This window comes from Methylotetracoccus oryzae (assembly GCF_006175985.1).
GTDB classification, from domain to species: Bacteria; Pseudomonadota; Gammaproteobacteria; order Methylococcales; family Methylococcaceae; genus Methylotetracoccus; species Methylotetracoccus oryzae.
On record NZ_SRSH01000001.1, the window covers coordinates 243,701 to 267,474 of the forward strand.

Annotated in this window: 23 protein-coding genes; 12 read left to right on the forward strand and 11 right to left on the reverse strand. The window is 61.5% G+C overall.

From position 1 onward, the window contains the following. Positions 1 to 10 precede the first annotated feature (10 nt). On the reverse strand, positions 11 to 1,129 hold the full coding sequence (mnmA, locus tag BWR02_RS01100) for a tRNA 2-thiouridine(34) synthase MnmA (RefSeq protein WP_139555927.1): 1,119 nt from the start codon (positions 1,127 to 1,129) through the stop codon (positions 11 to 13). Continuing rightward, positions 1,129 to 1,620, reverse strand: coding sequence for an NUDIX hydrolase (locus BWR02_RS01105; RefSeq protein ID WP_129882979.1), 492 nt, complete (start codon positions 1,618 to 1,620; stop codon positions 1,129 to 1,131). The genes mnmA and BWR02_RS01105 overlap by 1 nt, the downstream gene beginning before the upstream one ends. A gap of 377 nt (positions 1,621 to 1,997) precedes the next feature. Between BWR02_RS01105 and clpS the strand changes: the two genes are divergently transcribed. Both clpS and clpA read left to right on the forward strand, forming a co-directional pair. Next, complete coding sequence (gene clpS, locus BWR02_RS01110; RefSeq protein ID WP_129882980.1) at positions 1,998 to 2,318, forward strand: ATP-dependent Clp protease adapter ClpS; 321 nt, start codon at positions 1,998 to 2,000, stop codon at positions 2,316 to 2,318. Between the two features lie 27 nt (positions 2,319 to 2,345). Continuing rightward, positions 2,346 to 4,619, forward strand: a complete 2,274-nt coding sequence (gene clpA / locus BWR02_RS01115; RefSeq protein WP_139555928.1) for an ATP-dependent Clp protease ATP-binding subunit ClpA — start codon at positions 2,346 to 2,348, stop codon at positions 4,617 to 4,619. 28 nt (positions 4,620 to 4,647) lie between these two features. Here the strand turns inward: clpA and infA are convergent, their stop codons facing one another. Further along, a complete protein-coding gene (gene infA / locus BWR02_RS01120; protein WP_129882982.1) occupies positions 4,648 to 4,866 on the reverse strand; it encodes a translation initiation factor IF-1 in 219 nt (72 codons plus the stop codon). 316 nt (positions 4,867 to 5,182) lie between these two features. Between infA and BWR02_RS20755 the strand changes: the two genes are divergently transcribed. The 8 genes from BWR02_RS20755 (at position 5,183) to vapC (ending at position 14,793) form a co-directional block, all read left to right on the forward strand. After that, positions 5,183 to 6,130 carry a PliI family lysozyme inhibitor of I-type lysozyme gene (locus BWR02_RS20755; RefSeq protein ID WP_162559959.1) on the forward strand — a complete coding sequence of 316 codons (948 nt, stop codon included), beginning with the start codon at positions 5,183 to 5,185 and terminating at the stop codon, positions 6,128 to 6,130. 354 nt (positions 6,131 to 6,484) lie between these two features. After that, the gene (locus BWR02_RS01130) at positions 6,485 to 6,892 is read left to right on the forward strand and encodes a hypothetical protein (protein ID WP_139555929.1); all 408 of its coding nucleotides are present in this window, start codon (positions 6,485 to 6,487) and stop codon (positions 6,890 to 6,892) included. A 257-nt stretch (positions 6,893 to 7,149) separates the two neighbouring features. Then, positions 7,150 to 8,595, forward strand: a complete 1,446-nt coding sequence (locus BWR02_RS01135; RefSeq protein WP_139555930.1) for an efflux transporter outer membrane subunit — start codon at positions 7,150 to 7,152, stop codon at positions 8,593 to 8,595. A gap of 91 nt (positions 8,596 to 8,686) precedes the next feature. Beyond that, the gene (locus tag BWR02_RS01140) at positions 8,687 to 9,781 is read left to right on the forward strand and encodes an efflux RND transporter periplasmic adaptor subunit (RefSeq protein ID WP_162559960.1); all 1,095 of its coding nucleotides are present in this window, start codon (positions 8,687 to 8,689) and stop codon (positions 9,779 to 9,781) included. Further along, complete coding sequence (locus BWR02_RS01145; protein WP_139555932.1) at positions 9,778 to 13,056, forward strand: efflux RND transporter permease subunit; 3,279 nt, start codon at positions 9,778 to 9,780, stop codon at positions 13,054 to 13,056. The genes BWR02_RS01140 and BWR02_RS01145 overlap by 4 nt, the downstream gene beginning before the upstream one ends. 327 nt (positions 13,057 to 13,383) lie before the next feature. Continuing rightward, positions 13,384 to 13,680 (forward strand): Bor family protein, encoded by a 297-nt coding sequence (locus tag BWR02_RS01150; protein ID WP_139555933.1) that lies wholly within the window; start codon positions 13,384 to 13,386, stop codon positions 13,678 to 13,680. A 487-nt stretch (positions 13,681 to 14,167) separates the two neighbouring features. Further along, on the forward strand, positions 14,168 to 14,401 hold the full coding sequence (locus BWR02_RS01155; protein ID WP_139555934.1) for an antitoxin: 234 nt from the start codon (positions 14,168 to 14,170) through the stop codon (positions 14,399 to 14,401). Then, positions 14,398 to 14,793, forward strand: a complete 396-nt coding sequence (gene vapC / locus BWR02_RS01160) for a type II toxin-antitoxin system tRNA(fMet)-specific endonuclease VapC (protein WP_139555935.1) — start codon at positions 14,398 to 14,400, stop codon at positions 14,791 to 14,793. Before BWR02_RS01155 ends, vapC begins: the two co-directional genes overlap by 4 nt. Positions 14,794 to 15,034: 241 nt before the next feature. Here vapC and BWR02_RS01165 read toward each other — a convergent pair whose 3' ends face one another. The 4 genes from BWR02_RS01165 to BWR02_RS01180 all read right to left on the reverse strand — a co-directional run bounded on the left by BWR02_RS01165 (position 15,035) and on the right by BWR02_RS01180 (position 17,128). Then, positions 15,035 to 15,436 (reverse strand): GFA family protein, encoded by a 402-nt coding sequence (locus tag BWR02_RS01165; RefSeq protein ID WP_139555936.1) that lies wholly within the window; start codon positions 15,434 to 15,436, stop codon positions 15,035 to 15,037. Positions 15,437 to 15,626: 190 nt separating this feature from the next. Next, positions 15,627 to 16,064 carry a hypothetical protein gene (locus BWR02_RS01170; protein WP_139555937.1) on the reverse strand — a complete coding sequence of 146 codons (438 nt, stop codon included), beginning with the start codon at positions 16,062 to 16,064 and terminating at the stop codon, positions 15,627 to 15,629. A 475-nt stretch (positions 16,065 to 16,539) separates the two neighbouring features. Beyond that, positions 16,540 to 16,863 (reverse strand): type II toxin-antitoxin system RelE/ParE family toxin, encoded by a 324-nt coding sequence (locus BWR02_RS01175; protein ID WP_162559961.1) that lies wholly within the window; start codon positions 16,861 to 16,863, stop codon positions 16,540 to 16,542. Beyond that, a complete protein-coding gene (locus tag BWR02_RS01180) occupies positions 16,841 to 17,128 on the reverse strand; it encodes a type II toxin-antitoxin system Phd/YefM family antitoxin (RefSeq protein WP_139555939.1) in 288 nt (95 codons plus the stop codon). The genes BWR02_RS01175 and BWR02_RS01180 overlap by 23 nt, the downstream gene beginning before the upstream one ends. A gap of 247 nt (positions 17,129 to 17,375) precedes the next feature. On the opposite strand from BWR02_RS01180, the gene BWR02_RS01185 reads away from it, so the two are divergent. After that, entirely contained in the window at positions 17,376 to 17,861 is a 486-nt protein-coding gene (locus tag BWR02_RS01185; protein ID WP_139555940.1) for a DUF2127 domain-containing protein, read from the forward strand. Between the two features lie 14 nt (positions 17,862 to 17,875). Here BWR02_RS01185 and BWR02_RS01190 read toward each other — a convergent pair whose 3' ends face one another. From BWR02_RS01190 to BWR02_RS01205, 4 genes are all read right to left on the reverse strand, one after another. Continuing rightward, on the reverse strand, positions 17,876 to 19,261 hold the full coding sequence (locus BWR02_RS01190; RefSeq protein WP_139556197.1) for a ribonuclease J: 1,386 nt from the start codon (positions 19,259 to 19,261) through the stop codon (positions 17,876 to 17,878). 145 nt (positions 19,262 to 19,406) lie between these two features. Continuing rightward, positions 19,407 to 20,153 carry an arginyltransferase gene (locus tag BWR02_RS01195; RefSeq protein ID WP_139555941.1) on the reverse strand — a complete coding sequence of 249 codons (747 nt, stop codon included), beginning with the start codon at positions 20,151 to 20,153 and terminating at the stop codon, positions 19,407 to 19,409. Further along, positions 20,144 to 20,851: a leucyl/phenylalanyl-tRNA--protein transferase gene (gene aat / locus BWR02_RS01200; protein ID WP_139555942.1), complete on the reverse strand. Its 708-nt coding sequence runs from the start codon at positions 20,849 to 20,851 to the stop codon at positions 20,144 to 20,146. Before aat ends, BWR02_RS01195 begins: the two co-directional genes overlap by 10 nt. After that, positions 20,845 to 21,990, reverse strand: a complete 1,146-nt coding sequence (locus BWR02_RS01205; RefSeq protein ID WP_236101807.1) for a GNAT family N-acetyltransferase — start codon at positions 21,988 to 21,990, stop codon at positions 20,845 to 20,847. The genes aat and BWR02_RS01205 overlap by 7 nt, the downstream gene beginning before the upstream one ends. Positions 21,991 to 22,080: 90 nt before the next feature. Here BWR02_RS01205 and ettA point away from each other — a divergent pair, with 90 nt between their 5' ends. After that, a complete protein-coding gene (gene ettA, locus BWR02_RS01210) occupies positions 22,081 to 23,745 on the forward strand; it encodes an energy-dependent translational throttle protein EttA (protein WP_139555943.1) in 1,665 nt (554 codons plus the stop codon). The last annotated feature ends 29 nt before the right edge of the window (positions 23,746 to 23,774 follow it).

Genomic DNA, 23,774 nt, shown 5'->3' on the forward strand with positions numbered 1-23,774 from the left:
GTGCAGAGGCTCAGGCTGCGGCGACGGCCGGCGCCTGGGCGAGCGTATTCTGGTTGTAGGCGTTGGCGATGATACCGCCGCCCAGGCACTCGTCACCCGCGTAGAGGACGACCGACTGACCGGGCGTGACCGCGCGTTGCGGCCGATCGAAACTGACCCGCACCCGCCCCTCGGCGAGCGGCTGCACCCGACAGGCCTGATCCGGCTGGCGGTAGCGGGTTTTCGCGACACAGCGCAAGGGCTGCCGCAGCGGCTCGCCCAGCCAGTCGAGGCTGTCGGCTTCCAGCGTGTCGCTGTACAACAGCGGGTGATCGTGTCCCTGGCCCACGATTAGCGTGTTCGTCGCCGTGTCCTTGGCCAGCACATACCACGCATCGCCGCCGCCGTCCTTGCGACCGCCGATGCCGAGGCCCTGCCGCTGACCCAGCGTGTAATACATCACGCCATAGTGCTCCCCGACAACGGCCCCGTCGGGCGTCCGCATCTCGCCGGGCTCACCAGTCAGGAAGCGGGCCAGGAATTCCCGAAAGCGACGCTCGCCGATGAAGCAGATGCCGGTGCTGTCCTTCTTGCGATGGTTCGCGAAGCCGGCCCGCTGCGCCATTGCCCGCACCTCGGACTTGTGCAACTCGCCGACCGGGAATAGCGACCGCTGCAGCGCGGCCTGCCCCATCGCATACAGGAAATAGCTCTGATCCTTGCCGGCGTCCCTGCCCTTCAGCAACGTGCGTCGACCGCCGTCCCCGCCGACGCGGGCATAGTGTCCGGTCGCGATCCGCTCGGCGCCGAGATCCAGGGCGTGCTCCAGAAAGGCCTTGAACTTGATGTGCTTGTTGCACAGGATGTCGGGGTTGGGCGTTCGTCCGGCCTGGTATTCGCGCAGGAAAACCTCGAAGACGTCGTCCCAATACTCAGCGGCGAAGTTGACCGTGCGGAGCGGGATGCCGAGCCGTTCGCAGACCTGGCTGGCGTCCTCCAGATCCTGCTTCGCGGTGCATAGGCTGGTGCCGTCGTCCTCCTCCCAGTTTTTCATGAACAGGCCGGTGACCGCAAAACCCTGCTCCAGCAGCAGCAACGCCGCCACCGCGGAATCGACGCCGCCCGACATACCCAGGACGATGCGCTCCATTAGCTGGCTACCGGCCCGTGAACGACCTTGATCAGGCCGGTGGGATAACGCTCACCCGCCAGGTAATCGGCGACCACGCTGCGGACCAGCGGACTGCGCAGCTGGTCTGACCTTTCGTTCAATTCGTGCCAGTCGAGCCACAACACGTCTTCGATCCCCTCGTCCAGTTGCGGAGCTTCGTCGCGCACGGTGACTTCACCACAGACCGCGAAACGCACGTAGTTCGGGCCATAAATCGAATGCTGCCACTGGTAGACGCCGACCACGGCTTCCGGGACGAAATGCCAGCCGGTTTCCTCGCGGGTTTCGCGGACCACGGCCTCCATCAACGACTCACCGCGTTCGAGATGGCCCGCGGGCTGATTGATCACGAGTCGCCCGTCGGCGGCGCGCTCCAAAACAAACAGGAAGCGCGAGTCGCGTTGCACCACGGCGGCGACGGTTACGCGCGGTCGTTCCCGGGTCCCAGACGCCATTTCGCGTTCGTACATGCAGTCTTCACCGTCGGTCCAATTGTATTGTCGAGACGCCTATGCTATCAAAATGCCGTAAGGGATCCGGGGCGCGTGCCCTTGGGTGGCAGGACACTGGTCGTCGCGATGTGAACTCCGATCTCGCGGGTAAGGGCCGGCATTCTACCCGATGTCCGCAGCCGACGAAGCGGCGTTCCCGATGCCGCACGGATCGGCCCGGGCCACCCAAGCTGCAACCTAATGGCCCCGGCGCCGTCCAAAGCCGCGAGGCCGCGGTATCCGGCGCCGAATGCGTGCGTCGTCCCGGCGCGGCGCAGACTCTCCGTGGTAAGCTGGAATCCGGGGCACCGATGACCCGGCAGCATATATAGTTGATTGCAGTACAGGTTTGGCAGATGGCACAGTTTCCCGACCGGGTTCCCGGCGACGACTTCCTGGTACAGGAGGCCAAGCCGAAACTCAAGCGGCCGCCGCTGTTCAAAGTCATTTTGCTCAATGACGACTTCACGCCGATGGAATTCGTCGTGGACGTCTTGATGAACTTCTTCGGCATGGACGAGGAGAAAGCCACGCAGGTGATGCTGCACGTGCATACGCGCGGCGTTGGCGTGTGCGGGGTCTTTTCGAAGGATGTCGCGGAGACGAAGGTGAAGGTCGTAACCGACTATTCACGGCAACATCAGCATCCGCTATTGTGTACCTTGGAAGAAGCTTAACGAGCCCTCCTAACCCAGGCCATTCTTATGCTCAGCAAAGAACTCGAATATTCGTTGAATACGGCGTTTCGGATGGCCTACGAGAAGCGCCACGAATTCATCACGGTGGAGCATCTGCTGCTGGCCATGCTGGACAACTCGGTGGCCGTGGAAGTGCTCAAGGCCTGCGGCGGCGACGTCGACGGGTTGCGGCGGGAACTGAACGAATTCCTCGATGAGACCACCCCGCAAATTCCGCCGGGCGTCAAGCGCGAGACCCAGCCGACCCTCGGTTTTCAGCGGGTGCTGCAACGGGCGGCCTTCCATGTGCAATCCTCCGGCAAGAAGGAAGTGACCGGCGCCAACGTGCTCGTCGCCATCTTCAGCGAACAGGACTCCCATGCCGTCTATCTGCTAAACAAGCAGGACGTGACGCGACTGGACATCGTGAACTACATCTCGCACGGCATCTCGAAAGTGCGTGACGAGAGCGAACCGTCACCCCGCGGCGCGGCGCCGGAAGGCGACGACAGCGAAAGCCCGGTCGGCAACCCGCTCGAGAAATTCGCGGCGAACCTGAACGAAATGGCCCGCAAGGGCAAGATCGACCCGCTGATCGGTCGCAAGGACGAAATCGAGCGGACCGTGCAGGTGCTGTGCCGCCGGCGCAAGAACAACCCGCTGCTGGTCGGCGAGGCTGGCGTCGGCAAGACCGCGATCGCCGAGGGTCTGGCGAAGAAGATCGTCGAGAATGACGTCCCCGAAGTGCTCAAGGACTGCGTGATCTATGCGCTGGACCTGGGTGCCCTGGTCGCCGGGACGAAATACCGCGGCGACTTCGAAAAGCGTCTGAAGTCATTGCTGGCGCAGTTGCGGAAGGAACCCAATTCAATCCTGTTCATCGACGAGATACACACGATCATCGGCGCCGGCTCGGCCTCGGGCGGCGTCATGGACGCATCCAACCTGATCAAGCCCGTGCTGGCTTCGGGCGAACTGCGCTGCATCGGATCGACCACCTACCAGGAGTTCAGGGGCATATTCGAGAAGGACCGCGCACTGGCGCGCCGCTTCCAGAAGATCGACATCCACGAGCCGACGGTCGAGGAGACCTACCACATCCTGCGTGGGCTCAAGTCGCGCTTCGAGGAACACCACGACGTGAAGTACTCGCTGGCTGCGCTGAAGACCGCGGCCGAGTTGTCCAGCCGTTACATCAACGACCGCCACCTGCCGGACAAGGCCATCGACGTGATCGACGAGGCCGGGGCGAGCCAACGCCTGCTGCCGCCGTCACGCCGGCGCAAGCTGATCGGAACACTGGAAATCGAGGACATCGTCGCCAAGATTGCCAGGATCCCGCCGAAGACCGTGTCGACCAACGACAAGGACAAGCTGCGCGAACTCGAGAAGAACCTGAAACTGCTGGTATTCGGCCAGGACGAGGCCATCACGACCCTGGCCTCCGCAATCAAGCTGTCGCGAGCGGGCCTGCGCGAGACGCAAAAACCGATCGGCGCCTTCCTGTTCGCGGGCCCGACCGGCGTCGGCAAGACCGAGGTGACGCGTCAGCTGGCCCGCGTGCTGGGTATCGAGCTGATTCGTTTCGACATGTCCGAATACATGGAGCGGCACACGGTGTCGCGTTTGATCGGCGCACCGCCCGGCTACGTCGGCTTCGATCAGGGCGGACTGTTGACCGAAGCGATCAACAAGCATCCCCACGCTGTTCTATTGCTCGACGAAATCGAGAAGGCCCACCCGGATGTCTTCAATCTGCTCCTGCAGGTCATGGATCACGGCACGCTCACGGACAATAACGGCCGCAAAGCCGACTTCCGGAACATCATCCTGGTCATGACGACCAATGCCGGAGCCGCCGAAGGGGGTCGGCCGTCGATCGGTTTCACGCAGCAGGACCACACGACCGACAGCATGAAGGCCATCGAGCGTCTGTTCTCGCCGGAATTTCGTAACCGGCTCGACTCGGCAATCCAGTTCAAGCCGCTGAACATCGACATCATCGGGCAAGTCGTGGACAAGTTCATCTTCGAGCTCGAAACGCAACTCGCCGAGAAAAGCGTATCGCTGGTGCTCGAGCCGGAGGCGCGACAGTGGCTGGCGGAGCATGGCTTCGATCCGCGAATGGGCGCACGACCGATGGCGCGCGTCATTCAGGACAACATCAAGAAGCCGTTGGCGGAAGAGATTCTGTTCGGAACGCTCAAGGCGGGCGGCATCGTCCGCATCGCCTTGGCCGCGGACGGCGCGGGGCTGACCCTGGACGTTAGGAATACCGAACGGGCAGTGGAAACGGTGTAGCGACGGGTGGCGCTGATGCGCCCTACCCTTAGCGCTGACGGAAGGTGATTCGGCCTTTCGTCAAATCGTACGGAGTCATTTCGACCTTCACGCGGTCGCCGGTCAGGATGCGGATGTAGTTCTTACGCATCTTGCCGGAGATGTGGGCCGTGATGATGTGTCCGTTATCGAGCTGGACCCGAAACGTCGTGTTGGGCAGGGTCTCGATGACCTTGCCCTCCATCTCCAGATGATCTTCTTTCGCCATGAATGAGCTTTTGCAACCGTAGAGCAATGCAGCCGCGGAGTATAGCACGCATCCGCGTACGCTCCGAATTTGGCGCCGAATGCAAGCAGGCATCCTCAACTCGCGCCATTGCCCCCGTTCCAGCGGTGCCGAACATACGGCCCGCCCCCGCCGCCGCAGGGCACTCCGGTCAGTAAGGCGCACACCGCTGTCCCAAGGCATAGGGAGCGGATTCCCACTGTTTGATGGCAGTTCGACACCCGCAACCGGTATCCTGTCGCCGGCCCATTACGCACCCGTCGTGTGGCAATCCTCTACTCGCCTCGGAGATTCCGCCGTGAAGCCAGCTTTCAAGTGGACATTGTTCGGATTCCTGCTAGTTGCAGCGCCGACCGTACTTGCCGCGGAGACGATCCGCCGGGAACCCATCCATTTCGCCAAGGGCGCCACCAGCGCTAGCGTCAAGGGCACCCTCAAGGGCGACCAGACCGTTGACTATCTGTTGCAGGCCAAGGCCGGCCAGTCGATGACGGTCGACTTCAAGCCGAGCAATGCCTCCGCCTATTTCAACGTTCTGCCACCCGGCTCCGAGACCGCGCTGTTCGTGGGTTCGACCTCCGGCAACCATTTCGTCGGTGACTTGCCCGCGGATGGTCAGTACACGGTCCGGGTTTACCTGATGCGCAACGCAGCGCGACGCAACGAAACGGCCAAGTATTCGCTCGACTTCGCGATCGGGGGCGCCAAGACAACCGCCGGAGCCGCGACCGGACCCGCGGCGGGCGGCCGATTCGACCGCAAGCTGGAACTGAATGGCATCCGCTTCCACGTCTCCAGCGGCAACGACGGTTCGCAAAACACCCTTAAGATCACCCCATCCGGACTGGAAATCGACAATGCCCCCATCGTCCGAACCGTCGACGGCACCGTAACCGGGGCCGAGATCGCCGACATCAACGCGGATCGCTCGCCCGAACTGTATGTCTACGTGACCTCCGCCGGTAGTGGCTCTTACGGCATGCTCGTCGCGTACTCCGCCAATCGTCGCAAATCGCTGAGCGAGATTTATCTGCCGTCCGTCGCCGAGGACGCAAAGTTGGGAAAGGGCTACATGGGGCATGACGAGTTCGCCGTGGTCGAGGGTACCTTCGTCCAACGCTTTCCCGTTTACCGCGAAGGTGACACCAATACCAAGCCCACCGGCGGCATGCGGCAGATTCAATACAAGCTCAAACCCGGCGAAGCCGGCTGGCTGCTGAAGGTGGATCGGGTCGTCGAGTACTGAAGAACCCGGCAGCCACACGCGTCGCCGATGTCTCGCACCGTGTCGTCGGCCCGATACCGGACTCGTTGACCGGGATCGACGGCCGAAAGCGATCGCCCTGTGCGGGTTTTCACCACAGGGTCTGCCTGCTCCGACGCGACAGGCGGCGGCTTACCGGGTGGCTTGGTGGGTATGTGATCTGCCTACACGGCGACCGAGCGATGTTCCCGGCGACAGCCGACTGAAGCGGCTAATCGGAAGGAATAGCGGCCCTTCCTGTATCATACGGCTTAGGCAATATATCGGGACGGTTTCGGTCCGATGCGGGCTGACAGCCGCACCAGTCCCCTTTGTCACACAGCAGGAACCAATTCCGTGAAACGATACGCCCCACTCGCGTTGGCGTGCTTCGGCCTGTTGGTCTCGCCCGCCTGGGCCGACAACGCCATCCAGCAGAAGACGGTGCAGTTTGCCAAAGGCAAGGACAGCATCACGCTGAAAGGTCACATCAAGGGCGACGAGACCATCGACTACAAACTCGTGGCTCGGGAAGGACAGACCATGACGGTGACGCTGAAATCCAGCAATCGCATGAATTATTTCAACATCCTGCCGCCGGGGGCTGACTCTGCCCTGTTCGTCAGCGCCGACTCGAGCAACCACTATTCGGGAGCGCTGCCGAAGAATGGTGGCTATACCGTGCGGGTTTACCTGATGCGCGCCGCAGCGCGCCGCAACGAGGCCGCCGACTACAGCCTCGACATCCGCATCACCGGGCATTGAGCAGTGACCGGCCGATCCGGCGACCATCGCGACTGCCCGGCTCCTGTGCCGCTTGCGTGGTCGCCTGTCGGCGGCTCAGGGCAACCGGTGATCACTGACCGGGCTACCGGGTCAATCTGAGGAATGGTCTGGACAGTGCGAAAAGCCACCGGATCGCACCAAGGGCAAGTTCCCCGGCGGCGGCAGCAGTCTCCTGACCTGCTCCCGCCCGAACGCAATCCCCGATTCCAGTGAGGCCCGGCGGCAACGCAAAGTCGATGCGATCGTATCTGTGCTTGTTCGGCGCGGCCACATTGAGCGGCTGCAGCTTGTGGGGACCCGACTACCAGGAGCCGCAAAACCAGGCGCCCGGCGCGTGGCGCTCCCAGGACGCTTACGCGAAGATCGGCGCCGAACGGATTCCCGAGATGGCATGGTGGAACAAGTTCCGCGATCCATTGCTGCAACAGCTGGTCGACAAGGCCCTGGAGCGCAACAACAACATCCAGTCCGCGGTGGGCGGGGTCTACAAGGCCAAAGCCATCCTGCAGCAGATCGAGATGAACTGGGTACCGACGGTCAATCTCGGCGCGGGCTACATGTCGACCCAGCACGACCGCAATGACAGCACCTACACGACCCTGCCCTTCCCCGGTGCGTTCTCGGCGGGCTTCGTGCCCAACTACTCGCTGAACATACTCCAGCAGCTGCGCAACCAGGAACAGGCCGAGGCAAATATCGCGAGTGCCGTCGCGGCCAAGAACGCGGTCCGCCTGGCCATCATCGGCCAGGTCACGGGAAGTTATTTCAGCCTGCGGGAGGAGGAATACCGGCTGGAGCAGCAGCGGCAACTCGTCAGGAACCTGCAGGAAGTCGTTGCAAAGTATTCGGAGGCGCACCGGGCCGGGTTGATTTCGCTGTTCACGCTGCAACAGTACGAGGTGGAACTGGCCAAGGCGAACGCCGAGATCCCGGTGATCGAGTACAACATCGTCCGGCTGAGCAATGCCATTCACGTGCTGCTGAACGAGAATCCGGGCACCATACCGCCCGGACAGCCCTTCATGGACCTGCAGTACAAGGGTATCGTCACCGGCAATCTCCCGTCGACGGTGCTCAAGAACCGCCCGGATGTCATCCACGCCGCTGCCGTGTTGAAGCAGGCGAATGCCAACATCGGGGTGAATACGGCCATCTTCTTCCCGACGGTCAAGCTGACCACACCACTGGGCCTGGCATCTAACTCCCTGAGCAATCTGTTCACCGCCAAGGACAGTTACTGGCAATACCAGGGTGGCATCAACATGCCGATACTCAATCTGGGCGCATTCGGCGCCATCAAGTCCGCAAAGGCACAGTACTACGCGGACTTTTTCGCCTACCAGGAAACGGTCAAGACCGCCTTTGCGGCCGTCGACAGCGATCTGTCGTCGCATCAGAAATATACCGACAGCCTGGACCGCATGCTGGCCTTCTACGGCACCACGGATCAGCGCTACCGCAACGAGCAGCTGCGCCATCAGGAAGGACTCGTCGGCGGGCCACAGGTGCTGGCTCTGCGTGTCACGCTCAATCAGGCGGCGATCATGACGGCCCAGAGCAAGCTGGCCCAGTTGTTGAGCATCGTGACGCTCTATCAGGATCTGGGCGGCGGTTACCAGTACAAGAACAACGAAACAGTCCGGGATCTCGGTGATGGACATCGGTTCGGCGACCTTTTCTAGAGCGCACGAGATGCGGATACCCTGCTTATTGCTGGCATTACTGGCTCTGTCGACGGCCTGCAAAAAGGAGGAGCCCCCTCCGGACCCGACCATGCACGTCAATGCCCAACAGGTTTACGGGCACGACATCGAATACATCTATGAGTACCCCGGTGTCGTCCAGGGTGTCACCGACTATCCGGTGATCCCGCGCATCAGCGGCGCGATCTTCAAGCAGCTCTATAAGGAAGGCGGTTACGTGCAGAAGGATCAGCCGCTGTACGAGATCGACAAGCGCCCTTACCTCTTTGCGCTGAAGAGCCTCGAAGGACGACTGCAGAAGGACAAGGCGGCCCGGGACAACTACAAGATCATCTACGACCGCTATGCGAGCCTGACCGAAAAGGATGTGACCTCCATCCAGGAAGTCAACACCGCGCTGATCAGCTATCAGGCGGCGGTCGGCGATGTCATGACGGATATCGCCAACATCGACAATGCCAAACTCAATCTGGAGTACTGCACGGTGCGGGCACCCGCCTCGGGCTACATCTCGGAGCGCATGATCTCGCCCGGCATGATGGTTACGGCCTTCCAGACTCAACTCAACGTCATCAACTCGCAGGATGCGATGTATGTCGCGTTCTCGATGCCGGAACTGGACCGCCTGGCCATCGAGAACGGAAAGCTGGACAGGCTGTATCAGGTACCTGACGACTATCGCTTCAATGTCGATCTCGAACTGGCCGACGGCACCCGTATTGCCAACGCCGGGCGGGTCGAGTTCAAGGACATCCGGGTCTCGTTCTCCGACGGCGTCTGGCAACTGCGCGCCACGATCGACAACACCCGATTACCCCGCAACAAGCTGCTGGCGGGACAGTTCGTGCATGTCTACCTCCGGAACCTCTACGTCAGGAAGACCTACGCGGTACCGCAGGAAGCCATTTTCCGCGACCGCGAATCCTCGTACATCTTCGTAAAGGACGGCAATAACGCCCGCAAGCACCGCGTCACGGCCGGCAAGTACCTGACGGACGGAACGCAACTGGTCGATGCGGGCCTGCAGGACGGCATGATCGTCATCACCAACGGCGGCGTCCGCATCGCCGACGGTGATCCGATTGCCGTGGATGAGTTGAAGAGCGACCGCGACCCCAGTTCGTCCACGCCGACGACTGACAGCCCACAGGACGCGCACCGGTGATCTCCGAGACCTTCATCAGTCGCCCGGTGCTGGCGATCGTCTGCTCCATCATGATCGTGATCGGCGGCGTGATGGCCGCGCTGAATGCGCCGATCGACCAGTACCCGCTGATCATTCCGCCGGTGCTGAACATCAACTCCACATTCCCGGGCGCCAGCGCGGAGGCGATCGCGAACGCCGTCGCCGCGCCGATCGAAGACCAGATCGCCGGCACCGAAAACATGATCTACATGCAGTCGGCCAGCCAGAACGGCAGCAACAGCGTGTCGATCAACGTCTACTTCAACGTGGGCACGAGCCTCGGCATCGTCGAGGCGGATACCCTGAACCGCTCGCTGACGGCTTCCAATTCCTATATTCCCGAGCAGGCCCGGGCGCAGGGCATCCGTATCCGCAAGATGATCCCGGACCTGTTCCAGGTCATCCCCTTCTACACGGAAACCGGCTCACCCGACCCGCTGTATATCGCCAACTACGTGCAGCGCTACATCTACCCAGTGATCGAACAGATCCACGGCGTCGGCTTCGTCAACATTCTCGGTCAACGTTCCTACGCGATCCGCATCAACGTCGACCCGAAGCGCCTGGCCTTCTACAAGATCGGCATCCCCGAGATCATCGAAAAGGTCCGCGACCAGAGCGATCAGTACGCGGTCGGGCAAAACGCAATGCCGCCCACCTATGGGCCGGAAAAGTCGAACTTCCTGATCACGACCACTGGCTATTACACCGACGTCAAGCAGTTTGAGAACATCGTGCTGCGGGCCAATCTGGACGGCAAGAACGAGGTACCGCTCAATAACCCTGATCAGGTCGAAGCCGCGAAATTCAGCCTGGCGGGCAACGCCCAGATCGTCAAGCTCAAGGATGTGGCGCGGGTCGAACTGGATGCGAACAACTACAACAACTACTTCCACGTCCACAAACGGGACGAGAAAACCGGCGAGGTCAAGACCTTCGAGGCGGTGTCGCTGCAGCTCTATCTGGTCCCTGGCGCCAACCAGCTCGAGACCAAAGCCTCCGTCGCCGCGGCGATGTCGCGCATCGACCAGTTCCTGCCGAAGGGTATCAAATATTTCTACCACTACGACTCGTCGATCTTCGTCTATCAAGCCATCCAGGGCGTCGTCGTCACGCTGCTGATCGCGTTCGCGCTGGTCTTCGCGGTGGTGTTCCTGTTCATCCAGAATTTCCGCGGCACCATCATTCCAATCCTGGCCATCCCGGTCGCCGTGATCGGCGCGTTCGCCGGAATCTATGCCAGCGGGTTCATCATCAATACACTGTCGCTGTTCGGCCTGGTGCTGGCGATCGGTATCGTAGTGGACGACGCCATCGTCGTACTGGAGAACGTCGAGCGCATCATGGAGGAGGACCAGCTGAACTCCTTCGATGCGACGGTGAAGGCCATGCGGGAGGTCTCGGCGCCGGTCATCGCGATCGTGCTGGTGTTGAACGCGGTCTTCGTGCCGGTGGCGTTCCTGGGCGGATTCAGCGGCACGATGATGCAGCAGTTCGCCGTGACCATCGCAATCTCGGTCGTGATTTCGGGCTTCGTCGCGCTGACGCTGACACCGGCGCTGTGCGTGATCTTCCTGAAGAACGTCAAGCACGACGCATCTAAACCGAAGTTCGTGTTCTTTCGCTGGTTCGATGCCGGCTTCGCGAAACTCCAGAACGGCTATATGTCGACGGTGATCTGGCTCATCGACCATGCCAAGATCGGTCTGACGGTCTGGGCAGTGGTCCTGGTGGCGACCGTGGCGATGTTCCTGCGGATCCCGACCTCGCTGATCCCTCTGGAAGACATGGGCTATTTCTACAACGTGACGCACGTCAATCCGGGCGGCGCGCTGAAATACAGCGTCGACGAAGCGAACAAAATCGCCGCCGAGATGATGAAGCGCATTCCCTATCTGGACCGCCTGGTCGTGATGGGCTCACAGGACATCATCGACAACGGCACGTTCAAGACCAACACGTCGACCATCATGGGCGTCCTGAACGATGAGGACAAACGCGACATGGTCCATCAGACCATCGACACGGCCATCGAGGAAACGACGAAGATCAATGGCGAAAACAAGAACATCAACGGCTATGCGTTCAACCAGCCACCGATCCGCGGGCTGAGCCCGTCCGGCGGCGTGACGTTTTACCTGCAGGCGACGCAGCCGGTCTCGATCAAGGAAATCCACGACGATTCGGTCAAGCTGGTCGAATATCTGGAGAAGAACTACCCCTCGGTCAAGCGCGCCAGCCAGTTCTACGAGATCGACACCCCGGAACTGCGCGTCGATGTGGATCCCGAGAAGGCCTACTACTACAAGGTCGATTTCAAGAGCGCCTACAACTCCCTGCAGGGCATCTTCGGCCTGTACTACATCACCTTCTTCACGAAGTGGGCAGACCTGTTCTGGGTCGAGATCACTGGCGAATACGATTACCGCAAGAATCCCGAACTGCTGAATACCGTCTACATCAAGAACTCGGCCGGCGAAATGGTTCCGGCCGGCAACATCATGAAGTTGACCGAGACCACGGGTGCGGAAGTCGTGACGCGTCTGAACGACTTCCTGGCCAGCCAGATCGTCGTCGACCCGGATTCGGACAATGGCCACACGTCCGGCGAAATCATGGACATCATCGAGGACGTAGTGCCGAAGGTCCTCGGCAACCGCTACGACGTGAAGTGGTTCGGGCTCGCCTATCAGCAGCAAATCGCCGGCAACCAGTCCGCCGTCGCGCTGTCGCTGGGTCTGATCATGGTGTTCCTGATCCTGGCCGCGTTGTTCGAGATGTGGAGCCTACCGATCGCGATCGTGATGGCCCTGCCCTTCGCCCTGTTCGGCGCCGCCTTCGTGCTGCTCGTGTTCCAGAAGCCGAACGATCTGTACTTCCAGGTCAGCCTGCTGACACTGATCGGCCTGTCGGCCAAGAACGCGATCCTGATCGTCGAGTTCGCTATCGAGGGCGTCAAAAAAGCGGCAATGTCCTACCGCGATGCGGCGATCCACGCCGCCAAGCTGCGTTTCCGGCCTATCGTGATGACGTCCATCGCGTTCATCCTGGGCGCGGTGCCCCTGGTCACCGCCACCGGCGCCGGTGCGCACGCCCAGAACTCCGTCGGCGCCGGCATCGTCGGCGGCATGTTGGGCTCGACCTGCGTCGCGGTGCTGTTCGTTCCGATGTTCTTCGTCGTGATGATGGGCTGGTCGGGAAAGAACAAGCCCGAGCCCGAGGGGACACCGGCGCCGGAGAACGTCAGGGGATAGCCGGGGCCGGACGATCGTGGACGCCAAGACATTCTGACGGAATGATGTCAGCGGTTATTCCGAGAGCGACATTGTTGTCTTTCCCGAGAGGATTAGATTCGCGATCGTTACTGGATCACGCGTTTCCGGCAGCCATCATGCGTAGTGAGTAAACGAAGCACCAATTAGACGGCCAATAGGACCAACAAAAGGATTTACAATCCGGGCCGAAATTCTCTGGCCCCACATGCCTCACGGGTTCCGGTAGAATTGGGGCCACGTTTTAGGCGCAAGTTCGAGCATGAATATATCGAATCGGTAATTTTCCTAACGCTAGAGGACACGGCGATGAAAGTGATGAGTTTAGTGATAACGAGCGCCTTATTGGCTACTGGCTGCGCAACGCAGACCTTTTACATCAATCCGAGCGCTTCAGCATCATCGGTACCGACAAAGCAACAAGAACAAAGCTTCATTTTCCGCGGGGTCGGGCAAACAGAATCGATAGATGCTGCACAAATCTGTGGTGATTCCAGTAAAGTCGTCAAAGTGGAAGCAACCTACACGGCAACTGATGGACTTTTTGAATTCTTGACGCTCGGGATCTATGCGCCGAGGGCGGCAAGGGTTTACTGCGCGAGCTAGATACAGGATAAACAAACCCGCCCGGATCTTCGGGCAAGTCCGCCAGACTATCGCGGACACGCCTCCTACTCCGTCATTTTTGATCTTCTCCGCAGAGAAACCCGGCGGACAGCCCGCTGCGAAGGGGCACAGCAAAGGGAAAGGCGCGACAGCGGACGAGCGGTATGCTGCGCCTCCCTGCGTAGTCGCAGAGCCACTTGTGAGGAGAGCGGGGCCAGCGTGAGGTTCCTTTTCAATCACAGAACTCCGTCATCCGCAACCTGGATTCGACCTGCCTCGCGGCGTAATTCAATCCGACGTTTTCGTCGTGCTGATGGACTGGTCGGGAAAGAACAAGCCGGAGGCCGAGGGGACGCCGGCGCCGGAGAAGGCCGGGGGATGGGCGGTGCCTGACGCTTCCGGCCGCCCGTGCAGGACTCCCTCGTTCAGTTGCTTAAGCGCACGCCAATAGCTATCATTTGGTAGCTATCACTTAACGAGGCGTCCCGTGGAGACCGCAAAACTGTTCACGTCCGGACGCAGTCAAGCGGTTCGGTTACCCAAGGCTTTCCGTTTTGAAGGAAAGGAAGTCATCGTCAAGCGCTGCGGAAACGGGGTCTTGCTGTTGCCGATGACAGACCCGTGGCAAGTGTTGGAAGAAGCTCTGGACGAGTTCGAACCCGGGTTTAGGCTCGAACGCTCGCAACCGGACGATCAGGTTCGTTCCGATCTGGCGCCGTGAAGTACCTGCTCGATACCAACATCTGCATCTACATCATCAACGCCCGACCGGCCCACGTACTCGAACGGTTCCGGGACAACGCGATCGGTGACATCGGGATCTCGGCGATCACCGCGGCGGAGTTGGCATTCGGCGTCGCCAAGACCGGATCGCAACGGAACCGGCTCGCGCTCGAAAAGTTTCTTGCGCCGCTGGAAATCAAAGCCTTCGATGCCGACGCGTTCTGGCGCTATGGGGAAGTACGTGCTGCCCTGGAGAAACGAGGTCAGCCCATCGGTTCCCTCGACACCCTCATTGCGGCCCATGCCCTCGCCCTCGGCACCACGCTGGTGACGAACAACCAGGCCGAGTTCGCGCGTGTCGAGGGCTTGCAGCTAGAGAACTGGGTATAGCTCTGGACTTTGGCTGCGGCCGACGTTCAGGGGACGTCGAGAGATTAAGCGAGTGCCACCGTTGGCAAGGGAGCTAATCCGAGCCCGAGCCAGGCCCCTTTTTTCTTTCGTCAACCGTTCATCGGCGCTGCAACAAAACGAGTAGCTGGCAGACTTCTATCGCGCTCCGGACGTGACTCAGGTCTGCCCGTCGACCGACTCATGAGTAGGCCCTTCCGAGGATTGACCGTTTAGGCACCGCTCACGGCGGAAGGCGGTCAAAAGCAGGCACAGTGTCAAAGTTCTGATCCCAGACCGCTCTGCTCGCAACGAAAAGATGCGCGTCGGGCCTGAGAGCCACAGGCACATCGAGAGAACCTGCAGGAACGACCAGCATGTCACCCGTTTCGTACGGCAGGGCTGACCCACAGATGGAACAGAAGCACTTCCTGTGTCGCGTACCCGGTAGATTGAACGAGGTTGCCTTTTCCGCGCCGGCGGTCCAGCTGAGACGAGCCGTCGACGAGAACAGATTGGCGGCGTGGCCCGAGCCCGTGTCCTTGCGGCAATGTTCGCAATGGCAGAGATAGAAGCGCTCAAACTCGCCGTCCACCTCGAACCGCACTTCACCGCACAGGCAAGATCCGGAATATCGCTTGCTCATCTCACACCTCGTGGATGCTTCGCGAACCGCAACCGAACGTGAGCGGAACTGGAAGCCGCCTTTCTGTAACGCAGGATCCGGACATTCTAGACTTACCGATTTATCCGCAAGCTATTCGCAGTCTCGTACCTGACACCGAAAGGGCCCATGCCTCATCCAAACCTACCGACCAATATGAACTGATTAAATTTTAAGTTTTCTTTCCGCCTCTAACAGTCACGCCGATTCCCTTCGAGAACATCTGTCGTGCATCATCAAGCCAGTCTCCGCTTAGCTTAAGCTCAACGACAAAACCATGAGGCTCGGCATTGCTTGCCGCCACCAGTAAATGAATTTCATAGTCTCCTGGCTCAAGGCTTGAGCTGCCGATATAAGGTCTCACTTGGGTCTGCATTTGAAAGTGTGTTTTACCATCTCGAAGCTCCGCAGGCCGAATAATTCTGGCATGCCGCATACCGGGCGGGTATACGTAACCGAGATCGCAATGTTGTCCCATTCTTGGCGCTATCCCTTCTGAGAAAACCTCGCCCGTATGCGCCCACAAAAGATTCATCGGCTGAAACTTATCGAGGACGCGAAATTTTGAATCGGCGCATTTTTGCTCAACTCTATCAACAAATACCTGCACCCGCACTCCTGTAGATCTTCCGACATTCTTTACCCAAATGCGAACGCAATAGGGGTTAGCCTCTACAGAAGCTGGTATTACTTGGCCCTGGCCAGAAAGAATGCTAGTAGCAAGGTCCTGGCGTATCCGAAGACAGTCTGGGGCTGACTGAACAACTCTGATCTCAAACCGCGGCCGTCGAATCCACAGAAAAAGACTCTCTCGAAATAGCGCAACCAAGACAGCCACCGTGGTCGCAAGCGCACTAACCAGAGGGGCCCAGTCGAGCAGATATGCTAAAAAATACATCTGATCTGTACGTATCGTAGGTTTTTTGCTCAGAACCCAAGAAGGTAACGGAACGGGTTCAGGTTTTTTATCGGTGTACGCGAGGCCAACTCTCGCGTTACAACATCTCCCACCCGAAAAAAATGGGCCAGGCTGGAATTAATAGAAAAAGTGAACCCTCGCCCTGCTCCCTGTTGGCCGCCTGGAGCTATCTTGATGCCCCTTTCAGCATCTTCGTATCCAGCAACCGGGCGCCGTGCAACACTCGGAGCACGATCACGTAATCACCGGTAATCTTGAAGATAGCCCGATAGTGACCGAACAGTAAATGGCGATATCGGTCGCCAAGAAGGCCGCTCTCCGGAATGTGAGGGCAGCGCTTGGGGAACCGTTCCAGGGCGCCGATCTGCTCGTCCAAACGCAGGATAAAGGCCGATGCCGCCGCGGGACTATCCTGCGCTATGTAGTCCCAGATGTCGGCAACATCGGCCTCGGCCGTTGCTGTAATCTCAACCCTGTATGTCCTTTCCACTCTTGAACTCTTCCATGAATTCGCGCATCGGACGGGTCTTTCCGCTTTCGATATCGCGTTCGGCTGGTGTCAACAACTCGGCCATATTTCCCGCCCTCAGAAGCTCTTCGTAAGCGCGGACATCCAGCAACACGGAATTGGCACGCCCGTTCACCGTCAGGATGACCGGCCTACCCGTCGCATGAAGATGGTCGAGGATTTCGCGCGTATGGCGCTTCAGATCGGTGACGGAGCGGATGTCTTCTGAAGGGCTGATCTGTGACACGGCTTTCCCCTATGATGCTTAATTTCGCACCGAATTTAGCATTGCATGAGGCGATAGACAAGGTGTTTGGGAACGGTCAAAGCGGGAGCTGCACCCCCCGCACGGCCTGATTGGGTCCCTGGCGCACGATGGCGATCATCGGCATGAGATATTTGGGAACCAGACTGAAAGCGAACGCAGACAAACGGGACACTCGTACCCCCGAGCAGTACAACCACAACGCCGGCTACAGGCCGCCTTTACTGACATGGCTCGCGCAGCACCCCCACCGCCCGCAAACACATCCTCCATCGTCCGCGGCATCGCCCTTTTCGAAGCCTCGAAGGGCGCAGTGGTGTTCCTGGCGGGGTTTGGCATCCTGTCGCTGATGCACAAAGACGTGCAGGCCATAGCGGCGGAGTTGCTGACGCACTTTCACCTGAATCCCGCCAAGCACTATCCCAGCATCTTTCTCGATGCCGCGGGAAAGCTAACGGATGCGCGACTCTGGACGCTTGCGGCACTGGCCGCGGCCTACGGCACCGTCCGCTTCATCGAAGCCTATGGGCTGTGGCGGGAGCGGCGCTGGGCGGAATGGCTGGCCGCCGGCAGTGGCGGTCTTTACATCCCTTTCGAGATCTACGAGATGACGCGGGGCTTCGGCTGGCTGTCGGTCGCCGCGCTGGTCATCAACGTGGCGATCGTCGGCGTGATGGTCGATGCCCTGCGGCACCAGCGGGCGGCGGGGCCCTGAACCGTGCGGTCGACTCAGTGCGCGGTCCGGCGCATGGTGCGTAACACGTCGGCCGGCACCCGCGACAACTGCCCGTCCGCGGTCACGCTAAGCCGCCCTACATCCACCTGTCCCAGCACCTCCGGCCCCGTTTTCGCGAGCCGGCACACATCGCCGTTTTCGATCACGCAGGCCGTCGGCACATGGCAGTCGGTCGCAATCGCCGCATTGGCGGCCAGATGGCGCGGCGTCCCGTGCACCGGGATCACGGCCGGCGGCCGCACCCAGTCGTAGAGTCGGCGCAGATCGGCTTCGGCGGGATGTCCCGAAACGTGCACGTGGGCGTGGGCGTCGGTCACGACCTCCACGCCGTGCTGTTTCAGGTGGGCCTGCAAGCGCTCCACCGAACGCTCGTTGCCGGGAATCATGCGGGACGAGAAGATCACGGTGTCGCGCGGGTCCAGCAGCAAATAGGGGTGGCGATCGGTCGCGATACGCGCCAGCGCGGACGTGGCTTCGCCCTGGCTGCCGGTGCATGCGGCCAGCACCTCGCCGGGTGGCAGGAAGCCGAGATGGCGCGGGTCGACGAGGTCGGGCAGATCGTCCGGCCAGTAGCCGGCGCCGCGGGCGAAAGCGACCATCCGTTCCATGGCCGGGCCGATCACACCGAACCGGCGGCCGACGCTCTTGGCCACCCGCGCCAGCGTGACCAGACGCGCGATGTTGCTCGAAAACGCGGTGACCAGCACGCGCCCGTGGGACTGCTCGGCCACTTCCCGCAGCGGAGCGAACAGCGAGGACTCGGAACCGGTGCTGCCGGGCACGACGGCATTGGTCGAATCGCAGACGACGGCGAGTAGCGGCTCGCGCCGCAGCGACAGCAGGCGTCGGTGGTCGTAGCGGCGGCCGATGACCGGATCGTCGTCGAGTTTCCAGTCGCCGGTGTGCAGCACTGCGCCGCACGCCGTCGTGATCAACAGCGCGTTCGGTTCCGGGATCGAGTGCGTCATGCCGATGTATTCAACGGCGAACGGGCCGACCTCGAAGCGTTCGCCGAGTCCGATCTCGGTCACCGGAGCATCGTCGATGCCGGCCCGCGCCAGTTTGAAGCGCGCCAGCGCCGCCGTGAACGGGGTCGCATAGACCGGGCAGCGCAGCCGCCGCCACAGATAGGGCAACGCGCCGAGATGATCCTCGTGGGCATGGGTCAGCACGACCCCCGCCAAGCGCTCGCGGCGGTGCGCAATGAAAGCCGGATCGGCCATCATCACGTCGTAATCCGGAAAGTCGTCGCCCCCGAAGGTGATGCCGACATCCACCGCCAGCCACCAGCCGTCATGACCGTAGAGGTTCAGGTTCATGCCGATCTCGCCGGTACCCCCGAGGGGTACGAACAGGGTTTCATCCGAGGCAGGCGTCACGTGCATGAGATTCGAGCGTGCATGAGATTCGAGTCGCCCGAGGGCGATGGGAGCCTATCGGCTGGCCGCCATTCTGCCATCCTTTCGTGGCGCTGAGGCCATGGCGGCGGGTCCGCGGAAGGCACCGAGCGGTGCGAATCGCCCGTTACGAGTGCGATGCTTCCGCGAACGCCCCCCGGCCCGTTGCCTCCGCGAGCGGAACCCACGACCCGCCTACCCGGCCTTCCAGGGGCCGGAAGCGGCGCTTGTAGTCCATCTTCCGACTGCCTTCGATCCAGTAACCGAGATAGCACCAGGCCAGATCCAGGGCCCGGCAGCGTTCGACCAGATACAACACGGCATGAGTGCCCAGCCCGCGCTGGTGCTCGTCGGGGTCGAAGAACGTGTAAACAGCTGACAGTCCTGCATGCACCCGGTCGGCCACCGACACCGCCAGCAACCGGCCTTGCCGCCGAAATTCGACGAAGACGGTGTCCTGCCAGTCGCAGCTCAGGAAGCCGAGATATTCGTCCGGACTCATGCCCGCCATGCCGCCATCGGCGTGACGGGACCGCTGATAGCGGAGGTAGAGACGATAATGTTCGTCGCGGAACTCCGCTTCGGTTTCGGCCACGGTCAGATCGGCGTTCCGGCGCCAAGTCCGACGCTGGGAGCGATCCGGCGCAAACGCCGCAACCGGGAGGCGAACCGGAATGCAGGCCGCACACGCTTCGCAGTGGGGCCTATAGACGTCGCCGCCGCTGCGGCGAAAGCCCTGGGCGACTAGCGCGCCATAGACCCCGGGAACCGCCGCCCAGGCAGGGTCGACCCAGGCCAGGCGCGCCACGCGGCCAGGCAGATACGGGCATGCATGGGGCGGACCGCAGCGAGCCGAAATCGCCGTCAGAGCCATGCGACGCGGCAGTCCTTCCAGGCAGACGGGTCGACCTTCGCGTCGCGATGCCGGCCCAGCAGCGTCACGAACTCGGCGCGGGCGATCTCCCGCGCGCCCAGACTCATCAAATGCGGCGTATGCACCTGGCAGTCGATCAGGCGGTAGCCCCAGTGCGCCATCGCGGCACAGGCGAAAGCCAGAGCCGCCTTGGATGCGTTGTCGACGCGATGGAACATCGACTCGCCGAAGAACATCTGCCCGATCGCGACGCCGTAAAGCCCGCCAACCAGTTCGTCCCCCTGCCAGGCTTCCACCGAATGGGCATAGCCCTGCCGATGCATTTCCACGTAGGCGCGCTTCATCTCCGGTGTCAGCCAGGTGCCCTGAGCGTAGGCGCGCGGCTCGGAACACGCGTGCAGCACACCTTCGAAGGCGCGGTCGCAGCTGAACTGGAACTCCTCGCGCCGAAGGGACCGCCGCAACGTCCGCGACAGATTGAAACCTTCGGGTTCGAGGACGAGCCGCGGATTGGGCGACCACCAAAGAATTGGCTCGCCCACCGAGTACCACGGAAAAATGCCGTGGCGGTAGGCGTTGACGAGGCGTCGCACCGAAAGGCACCCGCCGATGGCCAGCAAGCCATTGGGATCCTCAAGCGCCGATTCGACCGGCGGAAACGGCTGGTTACGATCGTGCGGATTCAGCACCTTCAGCATCCCGCCTCCCGGCGATAAACCGAACGTCCGGCCAGTGCAGCCATGTAGGCGTCTACATCCTGGGCCTCGCGCTGCACGAAGTGCCGGATCCCGACCCGCAGTTCGGGATCGGCAATCCAGTGGTAGGACCAGGTCGGCCGCGGCATGAAACCGCGGCTGACCTTGTGCTCGCCCTGAGCGCCGGGTTCGAAGCGCCGCAGGCCCTGCTGAATGCAGTATTCGATGCCCTGGTAGTAGCACAGCTCGAAATGCAGCGCGGGCACCTCGTCCTCGGCACCCCAGTAGCGGCCGTACAAGGCGTCCGAGCCCACCAGAAAAAAGGCCGCGGCGACGATCTCGCCGCCCTTGTGCGCGACCGTCAACAAGACCTGAGCGCCCATGGCCTCCCCCAGCCCCGAGAAGAAGGCGCGTGTCAGCGCCGCATGATTGCCGTGCTTGTCGAAAGTGATCCGGTACAGCCGGTGAAACTGTCGCCAGTCGCCGTCGCTGGCGCGATCGCCGGTAAGCCGCTCGATCGACAGCCCCGCTGCGGCGGCCTGCCGTCGCTCGCGCCGGATCTCCTTGCGGCGCTTCGCCGTCAGCGTATCGAGAAAATCCTCGAAATCGCGATAGCCCGGGTTCTCCCAATGAAACTGGCAGCCCTTGCGGGCAAGCAGTTCGGGATGTGCAGCCAGTTCGGGGTCCGTCCCGAACAGCCAATGTGCGGAAGACAGGCCGAGCTTGCGGGCAGCAGCGAGGGCGGCATCGATCAGCGCCGTCGCCGCGGTTTCGCGGGGGGCCTGCGCAGCGATCAGCAGCCGTGGGCCGTTGGCCGGCGTGAACGGCGACGCGATGACGGCCTTCGGGTAATACTTGAGACCGCAGCGCTCATGGGCGTGAGCCCAGGACCAGTCGAACACGAATTCGCCGAACGAGTTGGCCTTCAGATACATCGGCAGTGCACCGATCAGACGACCGTCATCCTCTTCGCAGACGAGATGACGAGGAAACCAGCCGACGTAACGGCCCAAACAATCGTGCGCCTCGAGCGCGTGCAGAAATTCGTGACGGAGAAACGGGTAAGGCTCAACCGACAGGGCATTCCAGACCTCCGGCGACAGCTCGTCGATACGGCTGAGCAGGCGCGTGTTCAGTGGCAACTCCGTTGATTCGAAAACGGTACGCGGTGCGCGGAGGGCGTCTGCCGTGAAATAATAACGGGTTTTCGAAACCCCATTCCTCGGCAAGCCATGGCCCAATACATCTATACCATGAATCGTGTCAGCAAGGTGGTCCCGCCCAAGCGGACCATCCTGCAGAACATCTCGCTGTCCTTCTATCCGGGCGCCAAGATCGGCGTGCTCGGCCTGAACGGCTCGGGCAAGTCCTCGTTGCTGCGCATCATGGCCGGCGAAGACGCGGATTTTGACGGCGAGGCACGGCCGCAGCCAGGCATCCGCATCGGCCACCTGCCCCAGGAACCGCGCCTGGACCCTGAGAAGACCGTGCGCGGCAACGTCGTCGAAGCCGTGGCCGAAGCGCAGGCGCTGCTGGACCGCTTCAACGAGATCAGCAATGCGTTCGCCGATCCCGACGCCGATTTCGATGCGCTGCTCGCCGAACAGGCGGAATTGCAGGAAAAGATCGACGCCGCCGGCGCCTGGGAACTGGAACGCAAGCTGGAAATCGCGGCCGACGCCTTGCGCCTGCCTGACTGGGACGCGGACGTCACCAAGCTGTCCGGCGGCGAGAAGCGCCGCGTCGCACTGTGCCGCCTGCTGCTGTCCAATCCCGACATGCTGCTGCTCGACGAGCCCACCAACCACCTCGACGCTGAGTCGGTGTCGTGGCTGGAGCGCTTCCTGCACCAGTACCCCGGCACCGTCATCGCCGTCACCCACGACCGCTATTTCCTCGACAACGTCGCCGGCTGGATCCTCGAACTGGACCGCGGACAGGGCATCCCGTGGGAAGGCAACTACTCCTCGTGGCTGGACCAGAAGGAACGTCGCCTGGAGCAGGAAGAGAAAACCGAAAGCGCCCGGATGAAGGCGATGAAGTCGGAACTCGAATGGGTGCGGGCTAACCCCAAGGGGCGCCACGCCAAGAGCAAGGCCCGTCTGGCCCGCTTCGAGGAACTGTCCTCGGTCGAGATGCAGCAGCGCAACGAAACCCAGGAAATCTACATTCCGCCCGGCCCGCGCATGGGCAATATGGTGGTCGAGGTCGAGAACGTGCGGAAGTCCTTCGGCGACCGGTTGCTGGTCGACGATCTGAGCTTCCGGCTGCCGCCGGGCGGCATCGTCGGCATCATTGGCCCGAACGGGGCCGGCAAGACCACGCTGTTCCGCATGATCGCCGGGACCGAGAAGCCAGATTCCGGCACGATCCGGATCGGCGAAACCGTCAAGATCGGTCATGTCGATCAGATGCGCGACCACCTCGACGATAACAAGACCGTCTGGGAGGAAATCTCCGACGGACTGGACATGGTCACGGTCGGCACCTACCAGACGCCATCGCGCTCTTATTGCGGCCGTTTCAACTTCAAGGGGCAGGACCAGCAGAAGCGCATCGGCGACCTGTCGGGGGGCGAGCGCAACCGCGTCCACCTGGCCAAGCTGCTGAAGAGCGGCGGCAACCTGCTGCTGCTGGACGAACCGACCAACGACCTCGACGTGGAAACCCTGCGGGCGCTCGAAGAAGCGCTGCTGGCCTTCCCCGGCTGCGCCGTGGTCATCTCGCATGATCGCTGGTTCCTGGACCGAATCGCCACGCACATGCTGGCCTTCGAGGGCGACAGCAAAGTGGTCTGGTTCGAAGGCAATTACGCGGACTACGAGGCCGACCGGAAGCGCCGTCTCGGTCAGGACGCCGACACGCCGCACCGGATCAAGTTTCGGAAGCTTGCCTGACGGCCGGCCGGGCATTGCAGAGAACGTCC